At 43.0% G+C, this 23585-nt stretch carries 20 protein-coding genes; 16 read left to right on the top strand and 4 right to left on the bottom strand.

The genetic code is table 11. The features are described 5' to 3' along the window. Positions 1 to 99: 99 nt before the first annotated feature. The 15 genes from P0M28_RS16835 (at position 100) to P0M28_RS16765 (ending at position 16895) form a co-directional block, all read left to right on the top strand. Positions 100 to 1185 (top strand): YyaL domain-containing protein, encoded by a 1086-nt coding sequence (locus tag P0M28_RS16835; protein ID WP_302203695.1) that lies wholly within the window; start codon positions 100 to 102, stop codon positions 1183 to 1185. Positions 1186 to 1819: 634 nt separating this feature from the next. Next, entirely contained in the window at positions 1820 to 2644 is an 825-nt protein-coding gene (locus tag P0M28_RS16830) for a hypothetical protein (protein ID WP_302203693.1), read from the top strand. Next, positions 2641 to 3567 (top strand): glycosyltransferase family 2 protein, encoded by a 927-nt coding sequence (locus P0M28_RS16825; protein ID WP_302203691.1) that lies wholly within the window; start codon positions 2641 to 2643, stop codon positions 3565 to 3567. Before P0M28_RS16830 ends, P0M28_RS16825 begins: the two co-directional genes overlap by 4 nt. Beyond that, positions 3564 to 4658 carry a glycosyltransferase family 4 protein gene (locus P0M28_RS16820; RefSeq protein ID WP_302203690.1) on the top strand — a complete coding sequence of 365 codons (1095 nt, stop codon included), beginning with the start codon at positions 3564 to 3566 and terminating at the stop codon, positions 4656 to 4658. The genes P0M28_RS16825 and P0M28_RS16820 overlap by 4 nt, the downstream gene beginning before the upstream one ends. Positions 4659 to 4828: 170 nt before the next feature. Continuing rightward, complete coding sequence (locus tag P0M28_RS16815; RefSeq protein WP_302203688.1) at positions 4829 to 6577, top strand: right-handed parallel beta-helix repeat-containing protein; 1749 nt, start codon at positions 4829 to 4831, stop codon at positions 6575 to 6577. 350 nt (positions 6578 to 6927) lie between these two features. Further along, a complete protein-coding gene (locus P0M28_RS16810) occupies positions 6928 to 7710 on the top strand; it encodes a hypothetical protein (protein ID WP_302203686.1) in 783 nt (260 codons plus the stop codon). A 170-nt stretch (positions 7711 to 7880) separates the two neighbouring features. Further along, entirely contained in the window at positions 7881 to 8105 is a 225-nt protein-coding gene (locus tag P0M28_RS16805; RefSeq protein WP_302203684.1) for a hypothetical protein, read from the top strand. Between the two features lie 138 nt (positions 8106 to 8243). After that, a complete protein-coding gene (locus P0M28_RS16800) occupies positions 8244 to 8651 on the top strand; it encodes a hypothetical protein (protein ID WP_302203682.1) in 408 nt (135 codons plus the stop codon). Between the two features lie 230 nt (positions 8652 to 8881). Next, a complete protein-coding gene (locus P0M28_RS16795) occupies positions 8882 to 9361 on the top strand; it encodes a hypothetical protein (RefSeq protein WP_302203681.1) in 480 nt (159 codons plus the stop codon). Positions 9362 to 9363: 2 nt separating this feature from the next. Next, the gene (locus P0M28_RS16790; RefSeq protein ID WP_302203680.1) at positions 9364 to 11532 is read left to right on the top strand and encodes a T9SS type A sorting domain-containing protein; all 2169 of its coding nucleotides are present in this window, start codon (positions 9364 to 9366) and stop codon (positions 11530 to 11532) included. 65 nt (positions 11533 to 11597) lie between these two features. Beyond that, on the top strand, positions 11598 to 12290 hold the full coding sequence (locus tag P0M28_RS16785; RefSeq protein WP_302203678.1) for a PKD domain-containing protein: 693 nt from the start codon (positions 11598 to 11600) through the stop codon (positions 12288 to 12290). Between the two features lie 308 nt (positions 12291 to 12598). Next, positions 12599 to 12856: a hypothetical protein gene (locus P0M28_RS16780; RefSeq protein ID WP_302203676.1), complete on the top strand. Its 258-nt coding sequence runs from the start codon at positions 12599 to 12601 to the stop codon at positions 12854 to 12856. 82 nt (positions 12857 to 12938) lie between these two features. Continuing rightward, a complete protein-coding gene (locus P0M28_RS16775) occupies positions 12939 to 13703 on the top strand; it encodes a WecB/TagA/CpsF family glycosyltransferase (RefSeq protein ID WP_302203674.1) in 765 nt (254 codons plus the stop codon). After that, positions 13681 to 15240, top strand: coding sequence for a capsule assembly Wzi family protein (locus P0M28_RS16770; protein WP_302203673.1), 1560 nt, complete (start codon positions 13681 to 13683; stop codon positions 15238 to 15240). Before P0M28_RS16775 ends, P0M28_RS16770 begins: the two co-directional genes overlap by 23 nt. A 308-nt stretch (positions 15241 to 15548) precedes the next feature. Then, positions 15549 to 16895: an undecaprenyl-phosphate glucose phosphotransferase gene (locus tag P0M28_RS16765; RefSeq protein ID WP_302203672.1), complete on the top strand. Its 1347-nt coding sequence runs from the start codon at positions 15549 to 15551 to the stop codon at positions 16893 to 16895. A gap of 287 nt (positions 16896 to 17182) precedes the next feature. Here the strand turns inward: P0M28_RS16765 and chrA are convergent, their stop codons facing one another. Beyond that, entirely contained in the window at positions 17183 to 18406 is a 1224-nt protein-coding gene (gene chrA, locus P0M28_RS16760; RefSeq protein WP_302203671.1) for a chromate efflux transporter, read from the bottom strand. Positions 18407 to 18422: 16 nt separating this feature from the next. Beyond that, positions 18423 to 19394: an isopenicillin N synthase family dioxygenase gene (locus tag P0M28_RS16755; RefSeq protein ID WP_302203670.1), complete on the bottom strand. Its 972-nt coding sequence runs from the start codon at positions 19392 to 19394 to the stop codon at positions 18423 to 18425. A gap of 98 nt (positions 19395 to 19492) precedes the next feature. Here P0M28_RS16755 and P0M28_RS16750 point away from each other — a divergent pair, with 98 nt between their 5' ends. Next, positions 19493 to 20320 carry a phosphopeptide-binding protein gene (locus tag P0M28_RS16750; protein WP_302203669.1) on the top strand — a complete coding sequence of 276 codons (828 nt, stop codon included), beginning with the start codon at positions 19493 to 19495 and terminating at the stop codon, positions 20318 to 20320. Between the two features lie 55 nt (positions 20321 to 20375). On the opposite strand, the gene gloA2 is transcribed toward P0M28_RS16750, so the two are convergent. Both gloA2 and P0M28_RS16740 read right to left on the bottom strand, forming a co-directional pair. Continuing rightward, positions 20376 to 20765 carry an SMU1112c/YaeR family gloxylase I-like metalloprotein gene (gloA2, locus tag P0M28_RS16745; protein WP_302203667.1) on the bottom strand — a complete coding sequence of 130 codons (390 nt, stop codon included), beginning with the start codon at positions 20763 to 20765 and terminating at the stop codon, positions 20376 to 20378. 106 nt (positions 20766 to 20871) lie between these two features. Then, entirely contained in the window at positions 20872 to 23544 is a 2673-nt protein-coding gene (locus P0M28_RS16740) for an ABC transporter permease (protein ID WP_302203665.1), read from the bottom strand. Positions 23545 to 23585 lie beyond the last annotated feature (41 nt).

Below are 23585 nucleotides of genomic sequence, written 5' to 3'. Positions count from 1 at the left end.
CGTAAAATCAGGGAAGCATTACATTTGTGGGGTACATAGAAAAAGAAGCTGGTCACTATGATGCTAAAATACTTTGCCTCTCCAACGTATTGATAATTAATGAACTCTACCTATCAGGTTATTGAAATACTCGCTACCCAAGCACTATCGTACCAAAGCGAAGAAGGATTCATGCCAGCGGGCCACAATGGCCCCTATCTCGATCCCGAAACACCCGTGCGAAACACTTCACATTGGGCGATCACTTTTCTAAAAGCTTGGGAAATTACTGGAAAAGAAAAATTTAAGACTGCTGCAGTAAAATGCCTCGATTACTTATTGGCTGGTCCCCACCGTACGCTCTATACGTTTAAACATCGTAACCGCGATAAGCCGGGGAACGATGAGTGCAATGGGCTGATCGGACCCGCTTGGAATATGGAAGCATTACTGGAAGGGTACCAAAAGCTAGATGATGTTCGCTACCTAGATTTAGCACTGGAATTGTTCTTAGTTCATCCGTTTAGCTCGCAAAAGAAAGCCTGGCACCGGGTAGAGCCTACTGGGGAAGTCCTCTCCGTTGACATTACCTTTAATCATCAATTCTGGTTTTTTGCTACGGCCACGCCGCTGCTAAAGGCAACCGGAAATACAAGAGTGCGGCAACGGCTCAAGCGATTTGCCGATGCTATAGACCAACACCTACGTCTGTACAGAAGCGATAGGATTGTTCATGCCATGAACTATCAGTCAAGACACCTCAAAGAGTTGGTAAAGAACAAGGTAAAACACGGTTACTATGCAAAGAAGAAGTTAAAGGAAATTGGTTATCACGCCTTCAATACTTATGCGTTTGCCTTAGCCTACAAAGAAATGCCTAACCTTCCCTTCTTCACCTCTAAGAAGTTCAAAAGAACATTACGGTATCTCAATAGTGCTGAGTACATAGACAATATTGCTGACTCTATTCACGGGTTTCCTTACAACCCACCCGGTTTTGAAGTAGCCTTTACTGGCCTAACTTTTGAGCAGCATTTTGAAAAGAAGATAGATACTGCGGAGTGGATAAGCAAACAACTCGCAGCAGGGTGGGATGAAGAAGCTAAATCACTAAATAGAAATACAAAAGACCCTATTACAGCCACAGCTCGGGTGTATGAATTGGCTCGTTTGCCGGATGTTAAGCTTGCTGGTTTCACACCGTGAAAGGCACTTTATAGTCCACACTTACTCCATTAAGAACGTAGTGACAAAGAAAAGTGACTATCGTACATAGGTTAAGTAACAAATCTCTTTTGAGATAATAACAATAGAATATTGAATAGCTTAGTTTACAGTATAGTTAAATAAATCTTCAAAGACATAACTTTTGGTTGTTGACTTTCTCAAACGCCCTATTGTATTACGAGAGGGAAGGGTTATAATTAAATCTCAGGAATTTGTACTATTTATCTTAGTACTGTTTCTTTTTTTGTTAGAAGGCCCAATTTATACTATAAACCTTTCTATTGGTGGTATTATTCCTTATAAGCGAGCACTTCTAATATTTGTCGCTTTTGGAGCTACATTATTGTTATGTATCAGAAACGTAAAGATAGGTAGGGTTGACATTACATTTGCCATTATTTTTTTGGTAGCTATAATCTCGTTTTTAGTGAATAGGGGAAGTGTTATTGGTTTAACTAAGTATCAGTTATGGGTGTTTTTTGCTTATGCCGTCTATTTTGTTGGAAACCATCTTATTAGTGAGCAGAACTACTTAGCCTTACTAAGGACCTGTTATGCAATAGGTGTACTACAGATGCCAGTACTTGTCTTCCAAAGAGTAGCATACCCTTACATGTCCACTACCTTTAAAACCGAAGTGAGCTTAACTGATGCTTCTTTTGGGACGTTCTTTGTCTATGGTGACCCCGCTATGGCAATATTTTTAATCTTCTTGATTATCTTTCTTTTGTGGGATAAGAATGCTTATCAGGTCATGAAGTACCGAAAAATAGTAATACTTTGGTTTACGGCATCGGTATTTTTTGCGAATGCAGTGGTATGTCAAGCTATCTTACTCCTAGTGTACGGGGTATACCTTCTTCAAACCCTAAAAAAGCCCTTGTACTTTTATCTTAGCATAGTCGGTATGATACCGATTATTATCATTTTAGCTTTAGTACTACTGTTTGCCCCAGTTGATATTACAATTCCCCACCTTTTAGTAGCGCTGTATAAGGGAGGGGGGCGACTGTTGCTATCAGGAGAAGTAAGCGATCTACAAATGAAGATATTTCTTTCGGGGGGGTATTCGCGCGAAGCGGCACTCTACTATCTATTCGTAGTGAAAGGCCTAATGCTCTTCGGTGAGGGACCCGGAACGTTCTACGGTATTTTTCAAACGATGGGACATTTCTTTACCTTCTACGCCGAAACTGGCTTACTCGGATTGCTAAGTAGCTATCTGGCTATGTACTTCATGAGCTCAAAGATAAGAAGAGCCGGTAAGCAATACGCTAATATACTCTTTGTCTCAGTCTTGTTGCTTACCCTAACTACCGATGTATTTATTCACTGTACGATTATTTTTATATACGTAATTCTTTGCAAAAGCTATATTCTATCGATTTCTCCATTAATTCCAAAAACTGTTCGACCAGCTAAAGCTACTAACTCATGACTACGCAGGTCGCTATTTGCATTATTACTTACCAACGACATAAGGGATTGTCTGATCTGCTGACGGGAATTGATGAGCTAAAGGTGCCCACAGGAGTCTGCCTACAGATAATAGTGGTGGACAATGATCGGCGAGGCGGTGCTCAAAAGGTTGTGGTAAAATATCAAGAGAATTTCCGGTTTACGCTTCATTATGCGATTGAAGGCACACCGGGCATTCCCTTTGCCCGAAATAAAGCACTAGAGCTAACCCTAAATCAATTTGAGTACATTGCGTTCATTGATGATGATGAAATTCCCCGGGAAGACTGGTTAGCCGAACTGCTTCAGGCCCAATCAAAATACCGGGCTGATGCTATTATGGGGCCAGTCTTTCCCTTGTTCGTATCAGACACTCCCGCTTGGATTGAACGGGGGAAGTTTTTTGAACAGCGACCGTTTACTGAAGGACTCGTATTATCCAGCGGCGCTACTAGTAACGCACTAATCCGCACTGCTGCCATAAACCAATACAATCTCCGCTTTGAAGAAAGCATGGCCATGACCGGAGGTACCGATGCCCTGTTTTTCCATCTGCTCAACCGAAAAGGTGGGAGGATTGTGTGGGCCGACCAAGCAGTGGTATATGAGCAGATTCCTCAATCCCGAGCTAATTCAATATGGTTGCTAAAGCGGGCGTATCGCTTTGGTAGTTCCTTAGCTTTACAAGATTTAAAAGCAGGAAGGTCGACTGTTACTCTAGGTAGACGAATATTGAAAGGAATAGGGTACATTGCTCTAGGGACTGTGAAACTGGTAATCACATTTCCACTGGGCAAAATATATATTGTCCGGGCACTTCAGAGTATCTTGCGAGGAGTAGGCAACCTTATAGGATTATTTAATCTAGGCTACCAAGAGTATAAAACCATTCACAAAGTATGAAAAAAATATTGGTGGTTGGACAGACTCCCCCACCTTATCATGGGCAGGCAATCTCTACCCAAAGACTATTAGACGGTGACTATGAGCATATTCAACTGTATTTGGTGCGGCTGTATTTTTCTAAAGAAATTGACGAAGTAGGAAAATTTAAGGCAAGTAAAGTAGTTCATCTGCTGAAAGTTATTGCAAGAATATACTACTATCGCTTTCGTTATCGTATTGACGTACTGTACTACATGCCAACAGGAGCTAAGTGGATGCCTCTGATTCGTGATGTAGCAATCCTTCTGGCTACTCGCTGGTTATTTAGAAAAACAGTGTTTCATTTTCATATGGCTGGGGTTAATAGTCTATTCTCTAGATTGCCATCTATGTTAAAGCCTTTCTACCGCCGAGCTTACTATTATCCTGATCTCAGCATTAAACTATCCAAGCACAATCCAACAGACGATATTGCTTTGAAAAGCAAACAAACAGTAGTTGTGTATAATGGTGTAGAGGATTACTACTCGATACATCGGCATCTGAAAAAAAATAGTATAGTTCCCACAATCCTTTTTGTAGGAATTATTCAAGGGTCTAAAGGAATATACGAATTGTTGGAAATTGCCCAACGTCTGCATACTCGAGGAATTGTATTTGAGCTGAGATTGGTAGGTAAGACCGATTCAGTTAGTACCGATCAAAAAATCAGAGCATATATTCAACAACATCGACTCCAGCATCGAGTAAAGCTGATAGGAATAAAAACCGGTGAAGATAAATGGCAAGAGTATATTAATGCCGATGTATTTTGTTTTCCATCCCATTTCGAGACATTTGGTCTTGTATTGATAGAGGCTATGCAATTTAAGCTCCCAGTGGTCACTACCCGCATAGGAGGTATACAATCAGTGGTGAGAAACGAAGAAACTGGCTACTTGGTTCCTCTTCAGAATATCGAAGCTTTCACTAAGAAGGTAGAAAAATTACTGGTAGATAACCAATTGAGAACAACTATGGGCGACAAAGGTAGGGCATATTTTTTGCAAAATTTTACTGTAAAGCACTACTGGCAAAATATGGAGCAGGTTTTGTCGCAAGAACTATAAAACTGATTGATGTCTTTATGGGTGAATTGGCTGTAAAATCGTATTACATCGGGAGTAAAAAAAGTTGGCTCGTTTGTCAATGGGCTATTACAAAATTTCAGTACTGCTTGGTTTTACTGTTCATCTTCGCGGGCTGTCGCACTGCACAACAAGAAGTATATCCTCAAACAATGTACGTCTCAACCAAAGGTTCATCAAATGGTAATGGTAGCTACGACCATCCGTTCAATACCATTGGGCAAGCTTTAGAGCAGGTAAAAACACTAAGGCAGCAGAGTCAGATTAGCAAACAGGGAATTCGTATTCAAATTGAGTCGGGGCACTATTTTTTGCAAGAAGCCTTGGTGCTTAACGAAGAATACTCTGACACTACTGATGTGCCGCTAGTTATTACCAGTAGCAGGGCAAAACTTACTGTACTAAGCGGAGGGCTAATAGTTAATGAATGGACGCATCAGGGTGCCAACCTGTACGTGGCTGAAGTTCCTTCCTCGGCAGATTGGTATCCTAAACAGCTCTTTTGCAACGGAAAAAAAATGCCTCGGGCTAGTCTTCCGCAAAAAGGTTACCTACTAACCGATGGCCCACTTTCTCAATACAGTTTTATACGGTCTTGGAAGCCCTATCAATTTGGTGCAGTGAAAGTCCTGAGAGATACTGCTCTACAGGCATTCTGCGGATTCCAGTACCAGACGAAAGATCGATTGTATTGGAGCGGTTTGGATACTGAAAATGCTGAAATTATTACTTACCACAGTTGGGATTGTACTTGGCAGCTAATTGATAAATTGGACTACGACTACCGTAATGTGCATCTGACCAGCCCAAGTCGCTACCCGGTGGGTTTTTTCAGCAACCATATGCGGTACCGGATAGAGAACGTATCAAATGGGTTAGATCAACCGGGTGAATGGTATTACAACCGAGATGAGAAACAAGTTTACTTTTTAGCTCCTGAAAGCTTAGAGCCAAACGAAGCTGAGATAATAATTCCCCGCTTAACCGAACTGGTAAGAATAGAGGGTAGTAGTGTTAGTAGCCGAGCCACTAACATTCGTTTTGAAGGAATTACTTTTCAGCACAATGACTATACAATGCAGTTTAATCGGAAATCCCGGGATTGGTATCAAAATCACGATACTTGGGGATATTCAGATGCACAAGCAGCTCCTAACTCAGGCCAAGCTATCTTAGTGAAGAATGCAAAAAATATCACATTTCAGAAATGCACCTTTCAAGATATGGGCAGTTATGCACTAAACATCGCTACAGGTTGCGAGGAGATTAGTATCACTAATAATCATTTTCGACGTTTAGGTGCTGGAGCTATTCTGCTAGGTAGCCAAAATGCTCATTTGAAAGGCACCTCCGTTAGCCGCAATACTATCATCAAAAATAACTTGATAGAGCAATATGGTACTATCCATCCGGCTGGGGTAGGAATCTGGCTGGCTAACGCGCAACAAAACCAAATTATCCACAACGAAATTCGGTACGGAGGTTATTCGGGAATAAGTCTGGGATGGACCTGGGGTTCAGGAAAAAGCCTGACATCTGACAACCTAATTGCCAATAACAACATCCACCACGTACTACAGGAACTTGCCGATGGGGGCGGTATTTACACCCTGGGTCGCCAGAGAAATACGGTTATTAAGGAAAACTACATTCACCATATAGGTAAGCACAAACGGGCAATTGGCGCCCCCAACAATGGAATATTTTTTGATGAAGGAAGTCGACATATAACTGTTACTAACAATGTTCTGGAGCATATTCAAGCTCCATCTACTTTCCGGTTTAATCGGGTCAACAAATCGCAAATCACCCTTGGTGGTAATGTTACCAAACCGGGTGAATTGGATAGCCCTATCGCAAAGAAGATCATACGTAGTGCCAGAATTCTCAACACTAAGTAGGCCAGGTTTATATTCGAATACCTCTGTAGCGGATATGCCTTAGTAACCGCTACATGAAGATAGAAGACCACGCCCACGCGAGCACACTAAAACGGGAGATGGCTTCGTCCCTCGTAAGAACAGTAAAACGCTAATTGTACCGTCATTGCGAAGGCTTTGGGGAATGGCGATGGGAAGGAAAGCCTAAAGCAATCTTACGAAGCGATAGGCTAGGATGAAGAGGTAACTGAGAGCAAATACAGTGGTTCGAGAAAATCCGAGAATATTATCAATGTTTTCTCGAATAGCCAGTATTACCGACCACCTGTCCCGTAGCTTTACCCTCATTATTCACCAAATTTTTCTTTACAATGAGGACCACTATTACGTTTTTACTACTCTCCGCGTTGTTTTTCCCCTTGCTGACTCATGCTCAATGGATCGGAGGGTCAACTACTGGTACAACATACAGAACAGGAAAAGTGGGGCTCGGTCTATCAAGTCCTTCCGAGCTGTTGGACATTAACGGTAGTACCGTAGTTAGGCAGAAACTCTATGTTACCCGAGGCAATGGCACAGATGATGCAGTAGAGCTAGATTTTGGTTACCCTTATTCTGGAGTTGGCTGGCCAGAGCAGCACGAAAGAGCCCTAATTATTAAAAGCAAAGGATGGATGGACAACGACGGTGCTGGCGGTGGTGGCTTCCAATTCATTACTAGAGATTGGAGTAGGTCTAGTAGAGTTAGAGTAGAGCGAAACGCATTGACTATTCGCCGCAATGGTAGAGTAGGCATTGGCACTACTGACCCTAAAGCAACACTTGCAGTAAATGGGGATATTCGGGCAAAGGAAATACGAGTGATGACTAATATTCAATTGGCTGATTATGTGTTTGATGAAGATTATTCACTGAGACCGTTAGCCGAAGTAGCATCTTACGTACAAGAGCATAAGCACCTACCGGGCGTTCCTTCGGCTGCTGAGGTAAAAGAAAATGGTATGGATGTGGCTGAGTTCCAAAACAAATTGCTGGAAAAAGTAGAAGAGTTAACCCTCTATATCATTGAGCAAAACAAAGAGCTTGAATCTATTAAAAAGGAGAACTCATTACTGAAACAACAATTTGACTCTATGCAAGCTGATAAACAGTAGCTAGCCTTTTTTTGGAAAGAAATATTTTGGATTCATGGCTATTCAGACCAAAATAATGGTTCTAACCCGTACTGAAAAAATAATTAGAATACAACCATTTCTTTGTATGCATTAATCTTCAGATCATCTAACCATATAAATAAATTGGTAAAACCTAAATTATTTTCAACATGAGAACACAATTATTAACTGGTTCAATCTTCGCTTTTGCATTAATTCTATTCTCATTTACCGCCAGTCAGGCCCAATGGTCTAGCGGCTCTATTCACGATAACATCTATCGTTGGGGTAGAGTAGGTATCGGTATAAATAATCCCGGTTATCGACTTCATGTAGTTGAACAAGGTTCCAACCAAGTTGTGGCAGTATTTAATAAAAGTGGTAGTGGCGCATAAAGTACCAAGATTAGATTGCAATCGAACGGTACTACTGGACTGGAATTTGGCCATCAAAACCAGTTTAGAGAAGCTTATATCAATCATAATTTTAGCTCATCAACCAAACTACTTTTCAAAGTAAGAAACAGCACTAAAATGACTGTCCAAAGCAATGGAAACGTAGGCATTGGCACTACTGATCCTAAAGCGACGCTTTCGGTAAATGGGGATATACGGGCAAAGGAAATACGAGTGATGACTAATATTCAATTAGCCGATTATGTGTTTGATGAAGATTATTCACTGAAACCATTAGCCGAAGTAGCGTCTTACGTGCAGCAACACAAGCATTTACCGGGCATTCCTTCCGCTGCCGAAGTAAAAGAAAACGGCATGGATGTGGCCGAGTTCCAAAACAAATTACTAGAAAAAATAGAAGAATTAACCCTTTATACGATAGAACAGGAGAAGCAAATATCTCAGCAGCAGCAACAAATTGAAGTGCTTGAAAAAGCTGAAGCTAGTAAGAAGCATCGTATTTTGAGGCTAAAAAAACAACAGTGAAAAGCATCATCCTCGTTTTGAACACGAATAATACTTTTAAAACTTAAACAAAATGACGCATGAAAAGCAGTGTATCTATTACAACACTTGTTCTATCTCTCGCACTCATTCTTTTCCAGAATTGTTGGGCTCAAACCCGAAGCAGTAAAGGGGAGTTTGGCGGATATGGATACAATTATGAGGCTCTCAAACTATTCACTACCCACGGTTATCCAGCTACTCCTGTGTATATGACATTTCTAGGCAACAGAAATACTCAGTTGGCACGAATAGCTGCCAAGGGCGATAAGGATTGGAATTTTACAGGGGGAGGTTTAATGTTTCAAACGTTCTCCAACAGCACATTACATACACGCATGTATATCAAGAGTAACGGCTATGTAGGAATAAACACGAGTAACCCTTCAGCAAGACTTACAGTCGCTGGTGACATTCACGCCCGAGAGGTGCGAGTAACAACCAATGCAGGGGCTGATTTCGTGTTTGAGGATGGTTATCAGTTACGGCCACTTTCTGAAGTGGAAGAGTTTGTTACTAAAAACAAGCATCTGCCGGAGATTGCCCCAGCGGCCGAAATGGTAGAAGTAGGTGTGAACACCGGGAAGTTTCAGATTCAACTACTCCAAAAGATCGAGGAATTGACGATGTATGTCATTGAGCAGGAAAGGCGTATTAAGGCGTTGGAGGAGGATGATAAATTGAAAAATTAATTATGGTTACCACAATGAAGTATACTATTGTTTTACTTACGCTACTCTCGTGCATGGTTGAAGTAGCATTCGCCCAGTCCAACGCCCGCTATATGCCCTCCAGCGATCCGAATTTAGACCCCAACTGGCAGTGGTACAAATCCTACGCTTCCCAGGGCGGACTGGATATGTGGTATCGCTGTGAGAAAGCGACTGACTGTCAAGGGCAATCTATAGGAAAAGTGGGTAATGGTGTAGAAACACCTTTCTTTACTTCTGGTCACCCTCTTAGAACGTACGACAACGAAAAAGATATGTACCCGGAAGACGGGTGGATGTTAGCCTATCGTGACTTTGGTACTTCCACTTCAGCCCCTAATGTCCCTTTCTTCATCTTGTATAACCGCTATCGGGGAGTATTGCGTCTGCTGTTTAGAAACATAGACCAATTAAGTTATTCTTCTATGGAAGCAAGCTTACAATTTCTAGCAACTACCAGAACGTCGGCTCTGTTAGCATTCAATGATGACAATGCCCCCTGCTTGAACGGGTACGATCCGGCAATAATACAAACCTACATTAGCAAGGTAGCCGTTTACGACGGCTGGGGATACGCCGACTTCAACCTTTTCAACTATGATCCGGGATTAGACCGTAATATTGAATTACGTTTAGCTGTAAATGGTGTTGATCTCTCAACTATTAAAGTGAATGGCGATCTATCGCTCAATCAGGTGATGGATGAGAATGTGGGAACCACCCAAGGAAGTGATTTTGCCAAAGCGTTCAATACCGGAACAAAATATGTGAAGAGAGCAGGAGATGGGGTGAAAAAGCTGAAGGAGCTCGTGAAGGATAAAAACGATGATGATGCTTGGTGGGTACCTGCTATCAAGCAGATTAGCGGGGCGGCTGGTTTCTTACCCGGAGCAGGGCAGGTTTTAGGGTTGGTAAGTTCGCTGATATTCCAAGACGATGCAGCTTCTCCCAAGCCTTTAAACTTTAAAGGCGATCTGGCAATCGAGGGTACCATTGAGAACCGTAAAGAATTATTCAGGTTAGGACTCAAACTTAATCATAACGCACCTACTTCAAGCGAGTATTACCGGCCCGTACAGTATATTCCGTGGGGAGTGTTTAGTTTGGTAGAAAAGCCAGTCATAGGAACGGAAGCTTGTTTTATAGAAGGCCCCTCAGACTCGCGAGGCAAGTGCGGATTTTCATTGATGAATGAACTTAAATATACTTTTAATGATAACACTGGATTGTCGTTAGTTTCTATGAAGGCCGCCTTCACCTTTGAAGACAGAGAGCCTACAGGTTTTTACAATATTGCTATGATAGAAAATGCGGGTTTCTTCAGTGGGTACCGGAACCCCAATGGATTAGCCTTAGAGCTTAAGTTGAGGATAAAAAACTCTACCAGAAATACTAATAGGGATATTACAGTATATCGTGTCTACCCTATTCAAAAGGAGCCTCGGGTGCCCCGGAATATGAAAACAATGGTAGGCATAGACTTTGATTTTAGAAATAATTATTATCCTTTCAGTGCCAACGGGCATATCAGTCCTCAAACGATAGTTGCAAATAATCGTATTGTGGCTGGTCAAAGTTTTCAAGTGAGGTATCCCTACGATGATTTGGAAATGATAGCCGGACAGGAAATCGTATTTACTTCCGGTTTTGAGGTAATTCTGGACGAATACAATCAGGATGTTGAGTTCATAGCTGTCGTACCTGACTTCAGAGATAATGAGGTTGCCAGAACCAACAGGAATCTACTAGCAGATGTTACCTTTTCTCAGTATCTAGCCCCTCTTTCCGAAAAGGAAAATAAACAGGTGCTCACCTCTCGTAATGTAACCAACGAATACATGGCCAATAGCAATTGGGTTACCGAAGATAAACCTGGCAAAGAGGTAAATGATGCGTTTAACGTCACCTGTTTTCCGAATGCTTTTTCTGAAAGCCTAACTGTGCGTACTCAACTACGTTTTCCAGCCACTGTAAAAGTAGAGATTTACGACAGCCAGGGAATGTTAGTACATACAACCGTATCGGATAAGGTTACGAACAACGGGTTTGAAACCGTTTGGTACCCGGAAGGCACTACCAAAAGTGGCATTTATTTTGTCAAAGTATCTACTGATAATAAAATAGTGACCCAAAAAGTAGTACTAAATCGCTAAAAGAGGCGGGGCATATTTGCTTCAGCAGCATGGCCCCTTACTTGATGGCGTATAACCCAATGCTTATGAAGAACCAATATGTTATGCAATGTATGATCGGACTAGCGAGTATGATCGTATGGGCTTGTCAAGATGATGATCCGGCGATAGGCTATCCCGATCCGGTGGCTGATTTTAAACCGGGAGTTACCACCAGCTTTGCGGGTAATCCCGTTCTATTTCCCCACGAACTGAGCGAAGAAGCGACGTACTACTGGAACTTTGGCGATGGCACCCAGGACACTACCCATGGGTGGGCTCCGACGCACACTTATACTCAGGCAGGGAAATACGAAGTAACCCTTACCGTGGTAAGACGGGATGCCCGGGATGATACCATCAAGACAATAGTAGTTTTACCACCTTTTCCCCAGATATTAGCCGGGGAAACCTGCAAAGTCTGGAAGCTCATGAAGCGTTACGAGCGCAAAAACGCTGATGCCCCCTTTCAGAATATTCCATTAGATAGTTTGGATCAAAATACTCATATCACATTTTGCGCTGACGGTTCGGCAAACGACCAGAACTGGTACCGCGGTATAGATGATAATTTTCGAAAATGGGAATATTATCATCAGAAACCTCAGTATACCTCCCTTGATGTAGTGACCAAGCTTTATAGTACTTCTTATGTTGTAGATGTACAAGACGGGAACTTGGTATTCGGAGATGGCTCCATTCATACCAGTAGGTGGCTTTGGGTGTTTATGGAAGAGTAGCTCATTTATCTATGTAAAGGAAATAATGAATTTGTCATAGGCAGACTTGTACGTAATAGAAGTGCTGGGCAACCGATGGCGAGAAAAGTTACTGAAAGAATAAAACATTTAATCTTCCCCGTCTTAAGAGAAAGCGGTATCCTTCGGTGCTGCTTTTTGTACTTTACAGAGAAATCAGAATTTCTGGTGAGAAAATGCCTAACAAGTGGTATATTATTTTTTTGCTAATTTTCTTTAATTTATTTGGATAACAAAATTGTGAGGTATAATTTGATGTGATTGTAAATAACGATAACCACAACCTTACTATGCCTATCTATAAATATGCCTCCCGGCTACAGTACATGGACCAACTCATTCGCCTCGGTACCACCGGTTCGGCTACCGAGTTTGCCAATAAACTAGACATAAGCGTTAGCCAACTTAAATATTATCTACGGAGTATGCGCGATCTGGGTGCCCCTATCGCGTACTGCCATTCCCGCCGGGGTTATTACTACCAGCGAGAGGGAAAGTTTTTGGTCAAGTTTTTAGACAAACCCACCAAACCATATTCCAGGAAGTAGCACGCTATTTTTATTATAACAGATGTTTTTCTCATCTGGATAATTATGCAAATTGCATCTCATTACAAGAATGCAAAAGGTAGTGAGGAACGCAAACGTATTTAATGCTATTAACTACGCCATAACCGACTACGAGTCGGCTAGTGACACCATTATTCAGCAAGCTGAGCAAAGGAATAGCTACGGGGTGTTTGCCTTGCCAGTGCATGGTTTGGTAGAAGCGGTTCAGAATCCAGCTATGCGTGAGGCAACTCGGAAGGCGCAGATGATTGTGCCCGATGGGCAACCTATTCGCTGGGCGATGAATTTCTTCCATAGAGTTGGGTTAAAAGATCGGGTATATGGCCCAACGCTAACTTTGCACGTGCTAAAAAAAGCAAATGCGAAGGAGCTGGGTATTTTTTTGTACGGTGGCAATACTGAAGAAACACTTGATAAGTTTGCCAATTTTATTCGCAATACCTATCCTAATGTGACTATCTGTGGTCAGTACCGAGAGGAAAAGGCTGATGGCAATACTCTTTCGGCTGATACTATCAATAATTCGGGGGCACATATCGTTTTGGTAGGGCGGGGGTGTCCTCGTCAGGAGATATGGGTAGCTAATCAACTAGATAAAGTAAATGCCGTCATGATGGCGGTAGGAGCCGCCTTCAGCTTTCATGCGGGTACGGTAAAACAGGCTCCCGCATGGATGCAAGCTGCTGGGTTAGAGTGGTTGTTCCGCCTACTTATGGAACCACAACGGCTCTGGAAGCGGTACCTACTAACTAATGGATACTTCATCTATCTTTTTTTAAAGGAAATTATTACACCTAACCGCCGTGAGAAAACTGTCAATCAGTAAAATATTTTTTTTTGGAGTAGTTCTGATAATTTTAGTCGTCGGGGCAAATTCTACTGCCTACACTCAACGACTAGATTCTGTAAAAATTAATCTGGAATCAGCCTTTACTATCTCTAATCAAAATTACTTACCCCAGTGGATTGTAGCGAACCGCTTCGGCAAGTTTGAAGATCAATCTTCCAACGGCTATCTGATGGCGGGCATTCATTCCCCTTACCTGAATAAAAGAAACTGGGACTTTGCTTGGGGGCTTGACCTCTTAGGTAATTCTGAACTATCAGAAAGCCGTATTCATCAGGGGTACGCTAAAATAAAGTACAAATTTATAGAGCTGAGTGCCGGATGGATGGAGCGTACAGTGGGCGTTCATCGACCTGATCTTTCTACTGGTTCGTGGGGAATTAGCCGTAACGCGCGTCCTTTACCCTCTATTATTCTTGCTGTTCCTGAGTATACTCCCGTTCCGCTTACTAAAGGGTACTTAGAGTTTAAAGGGCATATAGGCCATAGTTGGCTGGAGGAAGACCGATACATTGCCAACCCTTTACTACACGAAAAATCCTTTTATCTTCAGGGAAAAGGGAAGTCTTATCCAATAAAGGTGTATTTGGGGTTAGTCCACTTTGCTAAGTGGGGGGGTACCCGCCCCAATGGGCGTGAGCTAGATAGTGAACTAGTTGATTACTGGCGCGTAATTACAGGGCAAAATAGCCGAACGGCTGCTGGGGGTGGCGACTTTGTAAATGCATTAGGCAGCCATATCGGTACTATTGATTTTGGTTTTGAACTACCCTTAGCTACTGGTACGCTTTCTTTCTACCACCAAGACCCATTCGAAGATAGACTAGGCATTACCCGCTACTACTTCTACGATCAAATATCAGGGCTATCTTGGCAACGAGAAAAAGGGAAACTTATACAAGAAATTTTATACGAATTTACGTACTCCGAACATCAGGGCGGGCCGGGTATTCCTGATCCACCACCAGGTACCGATCCCCTTGACCTTGAACCTAACTTTGGTTACCGATACGGTGGAAGAGATGATTATTACAATAATTTTTTGTATCAATCTGGCTGGACGTTTCACCAGCGAAGTATTGGAACACCTCTCTTTCTTACTGACCAAAGAAGTAGGCAAATAGGGGTAAATGTCACCAATTATGGGGAAGCGTTCATCAGTAACCGAATACTTGCTCATCATATAGCCCTAGCCGGCAACTATCAAAGAGTAAATTATAGGCTTCTAACTACCTATACTCGTCATTCTGGCACCTACGCCGGCCTGAATGATGGTCGCTTCAACTGGGGGAGCCGTGAGCCAAATTTCGATCATGAAAATTATTTTTTCTTTGAGCCCAGACATCAAGCAAGTCTGCTTCTAGAGTTGGAGCGTTCGTTTTTGCCAAACCGACAACTACAAAGTACTACCGCCATTGCTTTCGATTTTGGCAATCTATACCAGACATTTGGGCTAATGTTGAAACTTCGATGGAATTTACACCCCTTTGATAATTCAACCTCAAGAAAGCAGTAGTAGGCTATCCTGCCATGTAAGCTAAATACTTCTAAAAGGTATGTACTAGTAGGGTAAGAAACGTCTACAAGTGTCGTTATTAAAGAATAATATGTGTAACAATAATGTGCGTATTACTATTTTTTTACCGAACTAAACACCTACCTTTGCATAATATTTTACACAAAATATAAATACTTGCACTATTCTTGCTGATAGAAGAAATAAAAGAGTAAAATAATTATTGTTGTACTATTTGAGTATACAGCTTAGAACTAAACAATCGCCTCAACTGCATGTCACATAGTAGATCTAAATACCTAAAACTTATGTTTTCCATTGGGGATTTCTTCATTCTCAATGTATCATTCGTTCTCGCGTATCTACTAAAATTTGATACGCTGGAGGGTTTGGGGATACCACCCTACTTGTGGCTATGGCTTACTACTAATGGTTTTTTGCTACTACTCACCATCATTTTTAAACCGTACAACATAGATAGAACAACCCGCCTAGGTAAAGTGCTAAAGCGGCAGTACGCAATTGTTATCATTCACTTATTGCTAATCACAGCCTTTTGGGTGTTTAGCAAAGCTTACTACTATTCGCGTATACAGTTGTTGCTTACTTTCGCCTTGTTTTTAGTTCTAGTTTCTGTTTGGCGTTTGGTATTTGTTTATACCTTAGGGATACTTCGAGCTAAAGGGTACAATCTAAGAAAAGTAGTCATTATTGGTAATGACCGCTCATCTAAGCGGCTAATCAGCCATTTTCGGTCGCACCCTGAATATGGCTACCACGTTAATCAGGCATTCGATAGTACTGATAGTAGCTCGGTAGATGGAGACTTACAGAACTATATTTTACAGAATGAGATTGATGAACTTTATTGCTGCCTATCCAGCGTTGCCTCTGATTACCTTAAGCAGCTAGTTGACTTTGGGCATGAACATCGGGTGAAGGTAAAGCTGATTGGAAACTTTCAAAGCCTATTGCCAGATAGCTTACTAGAAACATCTAGGCCCGAATGGTACGGTTTAACTCCAGTTATTAATGTTACCTCCATTCCGCTCGATAACTGGCGGAACCGATTTATAAAGCGGCTATTTGATATGGTATTCGCACTCTTAGTAATCGTATGCGTATTTACCTGGCTTTTACCAGTGATAGCACTGGCCATAAAAATTACTTCAAAAGGACCTGTATTCTTTCGCCAAAAACGAACTGGCTTAAACGGGCAAGATTTTATGTGCTGGAAGTTTAGGACTATGCATGTTAATAATGACTCAGAAGTAAAGCAGGCTACTAAGCGTGACCCAAGAGTTACGCCCATTGGTTCGTTTTTACGAAAGACAAGCCTAGATGAAATACCGCAATTCTTCAACGTACTGATAGGAAATATGTCAGTGGTAGGACCCCGTCCTCATCCGGTTCAACTGAACGAGCAATATTCCTCGCAAATCCACAAATTTAATCACCGCCACTCGGTAAAGCCAGGCATTACTGGTCTCGCGCAAGCTAAGGGGTACCGTGGTGAAACGGCTACATTTGATAAAATGAACAATCGGGTTCGTTTAGATCGCCTGTACGTAGAACGCTGGCTATTCATACTAGATATTAAGATTATTTTTCTGACCATCTGGTCTTTAATGCGCGATCAAGAGAATGCTTACTAACGGTTCTGTACAGTTCCTTCCGGTTACGGAAGGAACATTCCGCAGTTTTAGCCGATGGTCAATGGTGTTAGTTGCTTCTGAACTTTGTAATTCTGTCGGTAGATAATCTGTTTAGAATCTTAGAAGCTGTTTTAAAACCCCTTTGCTGAACGTAAACACTTCTCTTTTGACCCTATACTTCGGCTATTTTTTCAACCATAGCCCAGCTATGCTTGAAAAAATGAGTCTCGTCTATGATCAAAACGGAAGCATTTCCGACTCATAAGACATTTTAAAACAGCTTCTTACTAAAATAGTATGCCAGCAAGTAAACCTGCCAAAATAATAATCGGTGCAGGGATCCTAGTGAATTGAAGGAGTAAAGCGGTTCCTACCACAATTCCAATATTCAGATAAGATAGCTCAAGTGGTTCTAATAGTAAGAGTGCCGCTGCAATTACCATCCCCGCACTGGCAGCCACAATTCCCTCTAGCGAAGCTTTAATGACCCGATACTTCTTAAGATTATCCCAAAAACGGAGCATAAAAAAGATAAGAAACGTTCCGGGGAGGAAAATCCCCAAAGAGGCGACAAAAGCCCCGAGAACTTCGCCACCTACGCCATAATCCCGCATAGCTAGGGAGCCAATAAATGCACTGAATGAAAATACTGGGCCAGGGATAGCCTGTACTAAGGCGTACCCAGTTAGAAACTCTTCAGATGTTAGGTACTGTTTGAAATTAACAAACTCAGTATACAGCAGTGGAATTAGGACTTGTCCGCCGCCGAAAATCAGACTGCCATTTCGATAAAAGTTTTCAAAGATCCGAATCGGAACAGCTTGCGTAATTCCTGCTGTAATTGCGGCTACTACCAAAATGGAAATCCAAAGAGTTAAATTTCCCCATCTTACTGATAACTTTCCCTTCTCCTCCCGAGGATGCTTTCGGTACTTTAGGGCAGTGACTACTCCGGCTAGTAGCAATAACAAAGGGTAAATGAAGGGTTTCCGAATGAGAAAGGAGATAATGGTGGCAGCTATCATAATGATAATACCCGAACGGGTATTGACCACTTTTACACTAAGGGTGTAAGCAGCGTAAAATACAAAACCTACTGCCATAGGCTGAATAAAGCGGGTGAATTCTAGCGAAAGCTCCTTCTCCTGAATATTAGAGAGAACGATAGCCGCTACCGTCATTAGTGAAACAGCCGGGAGCATCCAAACTAGCAGCGTGAGAAAAGCTAGCTTAGGGCCACCAATCCGATACCCAATACCCGTAATAGTCTGAGTAGAAGATGGCCCCGGTAAGATCTGACAGAGTGCGTACAACTCCATCAAATCTTTCTCGCTCAGATAACGGCGTTTTTCTACCATCATTTTGAGGAGCAAAGTCAAATGAGCTTGAGGGCCGCCAAAGGCGCTGATTGTTAAAATGAAAACATCGCGTAGAAATATAAAGTATCGCACCCGACGAATGGATGTAATTACTCCTTGGGAGTACCAGGGCCGATGGCGATGCTGCTCCAAGACGGTTAATAACAGGCTATTGCTTTAATCCAATTTCCCGAAGGCGCTCTTCTAGAAACGCTCCGGCGGTCATATCCTCGTATTGTTTCGGCTGGTCTTCACTTACGCAGGAGTCCAGACAGGTCAAATCCATATCGGCTCGAGGGTGCATAAAGAAGGGAATAGAGTAGCGAGGCATACCCAATAGTTCACGAGGTGGATTCACTACCCGATGAATAGTAGATTTTAATGTATCATTGGTTAAGCGGGCTAACATATCACCAACATTAACAATAATCTGATCAGGCAAAGCAGTAATGGGTATCCAAGCACCATCACGGCGAAGCACTTGTAATCCATCGGCACTGGCTCCCATCAGTAAAGTAATCAAGTTAATGTCACCGTGTTCAGCCGCCCGCACGGCATCATCCGGTACTGCTTCCGGATTTTTGATGGGGTAGTAGTGAATTGCTCGTAAAATGCTATTGCCATTGTGTACGTGCTGATCAAAATAATTTTCTTCCAGGTTCAAGTACAGCGCAATGGCTCGTAGCAGTTGCTTTCCGGCAGCTTCCAAGGTTTGGTACGTTTCTTTAGCAGTGGAGTGCATATTTGGAACCTCTGCTTCTGGCCAGATATTGTCTGGGTAGTTTTCTTTGATGGGATCGCCGTCATCTACAAATTGACCAATTTGGTAAAATTCTTTTAGGTCGGCAGTGGTACGTCCCTTGGCATGTTCCTTTCCTTTACTGGTATAACCCCGTTGCCCGTGCAGCTCAGGACGATCGCACTGCTTTTTCACTTCTTCGGGTAAGGCAAAAAATTCCTTTACGGTGGTGTACAGCTTCTCCGTCAGCTCATCGGTTAAACCGTGATTTTTAATCGCTACAAAGCCAATCCGGTGAAAAGCATCACCGAGTTGATCTACAAATTGCGCCTTCTGTGCTGTATTCCCTTGGGTGAATTGGTGTAAATCTAGGCTAGGAATAGCGTCAAACAAATCAGCCATAAATAACTTATTTTAGGTAAATCGAGTTAAAAAATTAATTAACACAAATTTTGCGATAACTTCGCGTTATATCAAACTTAACACAAACCTACTTGACCATGAGAAGACAATTTCTTACGATCGTAGCCTTTCTCTCTGCTTGCTTATTTTACGCCTGTGGCCCTTCGGGAGAATCTGCTCAAGAAGCTGCTACCGAAACCGAAACGATGGAAGAAGTAGCCCCTGCATTGAGCATCTCTCCCGCCCCGGCCTCGCCCGAATACGCAGATGCTATGTTGGAAGCTACTGGCCCAACCGACGGGGCAACCCTCACTAGTGGCGACTCGGTAGAATTTACCTACGGGGTAACGAATTACGAACTAGGTGCGCCAACTCCTGATGCTGATCAGAAACCATTAGCGGCTTCGCCCAAAGGGCAGCACGTCCATTTAATCTTAAATAATGAACCTTACTACGCTATTTACCAGACCGAAGGTTTTAAACTAGCATTGGACGACGGTCACTATGTAGCCCTATCATTTCTGTCTCGCTCCTATCACGAGAGTGTAAAAAATCCCGAAGCGTATAAAGTTTCTCAGTTTACGGTAGGTGAAGGCGAGGCAGAAGAGGTAGATTTATCGCAACCGATGCTGTTTTACAGTCGGCCTAAAGGGACCTACAGCGGAGCTGATGCTGAAAGTGTACTTTTTGATTTCTACCCAGTCAATACGGAAATCGGCCCCGGTGGCAATCAGGTGAAAGTAAGCATCAACAGTGATACTACTTTTATGGTAGACCAGTGGCAACCCTACGTGATTCAGGGAATGCCAATGGGAGAAAATACTATTTCTATTGAACTGGTAGATAGCGAAGGAAACTTAGTCGATAGCCCGATGAACAGTGTATCGCGTACCTTTACCCTAGAAGGAGGCGAACCTGCCATGTAAATTTCTTCCGAAAAGTATTTTTGAAAGCCTAGTCGGAAGACTGGGCTTTTTCGTTTTATCGCCCGTACAGTTCAATTGGTAAACCGTCGGGGTCTGCTAAGAAGGTGAACCGTTTTCCGGTAATTTCATCAGTGCGAATTTCTTCTACGGCAATTTGTTGATCTTCTAGCCGTGATTTTGCCTTTTCTACGTCATCTACTTCAAAGGCGAGATGCCGTAGTCCAGCAGATTCGGGATACGACGAACGGGGTGGTGGTTCAGGAAAGGAAAACAATTCAATCTGCCCCCCTCCACTTACTCTCAAGTCCAACTTATATGAATCTCGTTTTTCCCGATACGTTTCTAGAATAATTTCCAACCCCAGTATCTCAGTATAAAAATATTTGGATCGCTCGTAATTGGAGACAATAATGGCTACGTGATGGATCCTTTGTAGGTTTAGCATACTTAAAAGTAAAGGTTCTTTAGGGAGAACCGCAAGACAATTTTATATGCCTAGAACCCGACGCGACGTATACCCCAAGCTCCTCGCACCCAGCTCCAGGCCATATCTATTCATTTCGTAGAGAATCTACCGGATTTGTGCGAGCGGTACGCAGAGCTTGATGACTTACAGTAAGCAACGCAATGCCTAAACATAGCAATCCGGCTACGACAAATATTAATGGGCCAATGGAAATATGGTAAGCAAAGTCTTGTAACCATCGATCCATCGCGTACCAAGCAATCGGGATGGCAATGATGAAGGCAATACCAATCAGCCGGAGAAAATCTTGATTGAAGAGTAATAGCAACTGCTGTACACTGGCACCTAAAGTCTTACGAATACCCATTTCCTTAGTACGGCGTTCCGCCAGATAGGAAGCTAGTCCGTACAGTCCTAAACAGGCAATCAGGATGGCTAGCACGCTAAACGTAACCATAATATCGCCCAATCGTTGTTCGGCTTGATAACGCATCTCCAATTCAGTATCCAGGTACGAAGCGACCAGCGGGCGGTCGGGAAATACATTTTTCCAAGCACCTTCCAGACTACTCATGAGTTGTTGAGGCGAACCATCGGCTTTTACCAATAAGTGGCGAGTGTAATAACTATAGGCTTCTTCGTTGCTCATAAATACGGTAGGGGCAATACGTTCCCTAAGTGAAGTACTATGGTAATCTTTTACTACGCCGATCACCGTGCCCGTAAGATCACCGTAGGTTTGACCATTTTCGTACACGTAAGTTCGTACCTTCTTGCCCAGAGCGGTTTCGGGAGTAAATCCAAATTTCTTGACAGCAGCTTCATTCAGGACTACCGCATCGGTAGCATCCGTTCCACTTTCGAGCGAAAAGGTTCGTCCACTTACCAACGGAATATCCAGTAAATTAAAGTACTCATATCCAACGTGCTGGCGGGATATCCGGTCGTTGGATGTAGCTTCTTCTGCTAATCCTTCCACTTCATAAACCCGATTATCTATCCCGTTTCCAAACCCCGGTCGCTCATAAGCCCGGCTGACCGCCGATACTCCGGCTAGTTGAGAAAATTTTTGCTCCAGGGCAGTTAACTTCTCTACTTGATCGGTACTGCTTATCTCCGGTACTGGTACGGTCAGCACCTGTTCTTGCTCAAACCCTAACGATGTTTCTTGTAGAAAGGTAAGTTGCTGGTAGGTAATGAGTGTCCCGGCAATCAGCGCAATAGAAGCTACAAATTGAAGTACCACTAAGCTTTGTTGCAACCACTGACGGCTGCCCAGCTTTTGTCCGACGCTTCCTTTAAGCACTCGGGCGGCTTGCAATCCAGAGAGTATCCAGGCCGGATAGCTTCCGGCTAATAATCCGGTCAGTATAACGATACCCAACAGCGGTAGCCAGAACGAAAGCTGGTTTAGTATCGCTATTTCTAAGCTCCGATGCGCCAGATCGTTAAAGTAAGGTAGCAGCAACTCAGCTAACAACAAACCAACAGTTAACGCCAGAATACTTAGCAGGAAAGACTCGCCCAAAAACTGGCGCATCAGCATTCCCCGACCGGCTCCGGCTGCCTTGCGGATGCCCACCTCTTTGGCTCGCTTTACCGAACGGGCTAGCGACAGGTTGGTAAAGTTGATACAGGCAATAAGTAGAATGAGTAGCGAGATGGCTGAGAAAATAGCCACGTAGGTGATATCACTATTGGCACTAGGGTCGCCAGTAGTATTCGTAGAATAAAGATGAATACTGGTGATTGGCTGCAACTGCGGAACAATCTGTTTGGCTACATTCTCTCCTCGGTACTTTTTCACTGCTTCTACTATTTGAGAGTTTATGGCAGCGGCCTCAGCACCGGGTTGAAGTTTGACAAAGGTCCATAACCAAGGCCACCAGTAGCTCTCGAATGGGCCCGGGTTATTGTAGTACTGTTTAAGAGCGGCAATGGAGGTGAGAAAATCCACCGAGAAGTGAGCGTTCTCGGGAGTATCTTCCATTACCCCTTGCACTTCCAGGGATAAGCTATCACCGATGCGAATGGCTTGACCCAGTGGGTCTTGGTCACCAAAATACCGTTGGGCGGTAGACTCAGTGAGAATAACGGCACTGGGCGAAGCCAGTACGTCTTTATCTCCCATCAGCAGCTGGAAATTGAATACATCGAAGAAGTTGCTATCGGCGAAATAGAACTGTTCTTCGCTCAATCGTTCTGCCCGAGCATCATCCAGTCGTTGCACTTCAATGGAAGTCCGATATAGCCGGACAATCTCTTCCAGTTCAGCAATATCTTGCAAAGGAGTAATGTGTGCCCCTCCGGTGCGAGAAAAAGCATCACCACTACCAGCTTGCTGCTGAATAACTCGATAAATACGATCAGCATCCGGGTGAAAGCGATCGAAGCTCAGTTCGTAACGCACGTAGAGCGCAATTAGCGTAAAGCAGGTGATTCCTAGCACCAGTCCGGCAACGTTAATGATTGAGAAGCTCTTATGCTTCATCAAATTCCGGTAAGCTGTGGTGAAGTAGTGTTTAAGCATCATAGTACGGTAAGTATTTGAATATTGATTCTTTCGCAGCGCAAAGGGTCTAAAAAACTTAAGCGCGTGCCACAAATAAAGCCAATTGGCCTTTCGTTCTCCGTACTTCCTCCTCCATTCTCCGTACAGCTCCTGCAAGTCCCCCTGCACTTCTTCTAGTAGATGTGGGGAACAGAAGCTCTCTAGCAAACGATCAATCCATTGGGGTGGATGTTGATTTTCGTGCATAATAGATTGGTAATTGAATAATGACGAATGACTGATATATA

This window comes from Tunicatimonas pelagia (assembly GCF_030506325.1).
GTDB lineage: Bacteria > Bacteroidota > Bacteroidia > Cytophagales > Cyclobacteriaceae > Tunicatimonas > Tunicatimonas pelagia.
Note: the sequence above shows the minus strand (reverse complement) of the source record. Positions and strands in the feature narration are given on the sequence as shown.

Excerpts from the sequence above, each read along its gene's own strand:
- P0M28_RS16815 (WP_302203688.1), top strand. The coding sequence starts at position 4,829 with ATGTACGTCTCAACCAAAGGTTCATCAAATGGTAATGGTAGCTACGAC.
- P0M28_RS16805 (WP_302203684.1), top strand. The coding sequence starts at position 7,881 with ATGAGAACACAATTATTAACTGGTTCAATCTTCGCTTTTGCATTAATT.
- P0M28_RS16740 (WP_302203665.1), bottom strand. The coding sequence starts at position 23,544 with ATGCACGAAAATCAACATCCACCCCAATGGATTGATCGTTTGCTAGAG.
- P0M28_RS16825 (WP_302203691.1), top strand. The coding sequence starts at position 2,641 with ATGACTACGCAGGTCGCTATTTGCATTATTACTTACCAACGACATAAG.
- P0M28_RS16810 (WP_302203686.1), top strand. The coding sequence starts at position 6,928 with ATGAGGACCACTATTACGTTTTTACTACTCTCCGCGTTGTTTTTCCCC.
- P0M28_RS16765 (WP_302203672.1), top strand. The coding sequence starts at position 15,549 with ATGTTTTCCATTGGGGATTTCTTCATTCTCAATGTATCATTCGTTCTC.
- P0M28_RS16785 (WP_302203678.1), top strand. The coding sequence starts at position 11,598 with ATGAAGAACCAATATGTTATGCAATGTATGATCGGACTAGCGAGTATG.
- P0M28_RS16835 (WP_302203695.1), top strand. The coding sequence starts at position 100 with ATGAACTCTACCTATCAGGTTATTGAAATACTCGCTACCCAAGCACTA.
- P0M28_RS16830 (WP_302203693.1), top strand. The coding sequence starts at position 1,820 with ATGTCCACTACCTTTAAAACCGAAGTGAGCTTAACTGATGCTTCTTTT.
- P0M28_RS16755 (WP_302203670.1), bottom strand. The coding sequence starts at position 19,394 with ATGGCTGATTTGTTTGACGCTATTCCTAGCCTAGATTTACACCAATTC.
- P0M28_RS16780 (WP_302203676.1), top strand. The coding sequence starts at position 12,599 with ATGCCTATCTATAAATATGCCTCCCGGCTACAGTACATGGACCAACTC.
- P0M28_RS16750 (WP_302203669.1), top strand. The coding sequence starts at position 19,493 with ATGAGAAGACAATTTCTTACGATCGTAGCCTTTCTCTCTGCTTGCTTA.
- P0M28_RS16800 (WP_302203682.1), top strand. The coding sequence starts at position 8,244 with ATGACTGTCCAAAGCAATGGAAACGTAGGCATTGGCACTACTGATCCT.
- gloA2 (WP_302203667.1), bottom strand. The coding sequence starts at position 20,765 with ATGCTAAACCTACAAAGGATCCATCACGTAGCCATTATTGTCTCCAAT.
- P0M28_RS16795 (WP_302203681.1), top strand. The coding sequence starts at position 8,882 with ATGACATTTCTAGGCAACAGAAATACTCAGTTGGCACGAATAGCTGCC.
- P0M28_RS16820 (WP_302203690.1), top strand. The coding sequence starts at position 3,564 with ATGAAAAAAATATTGGTGGTTGGACAGACTCCCCCACCTTATCATGGG.
- P0M28_RS16790 (WP_302203680.1), top strand. The coding sequence starts at position 9,364 with ATGGTTACCACAATGAAGTATACTATTGTTTTACTTACGCTACTCTCG.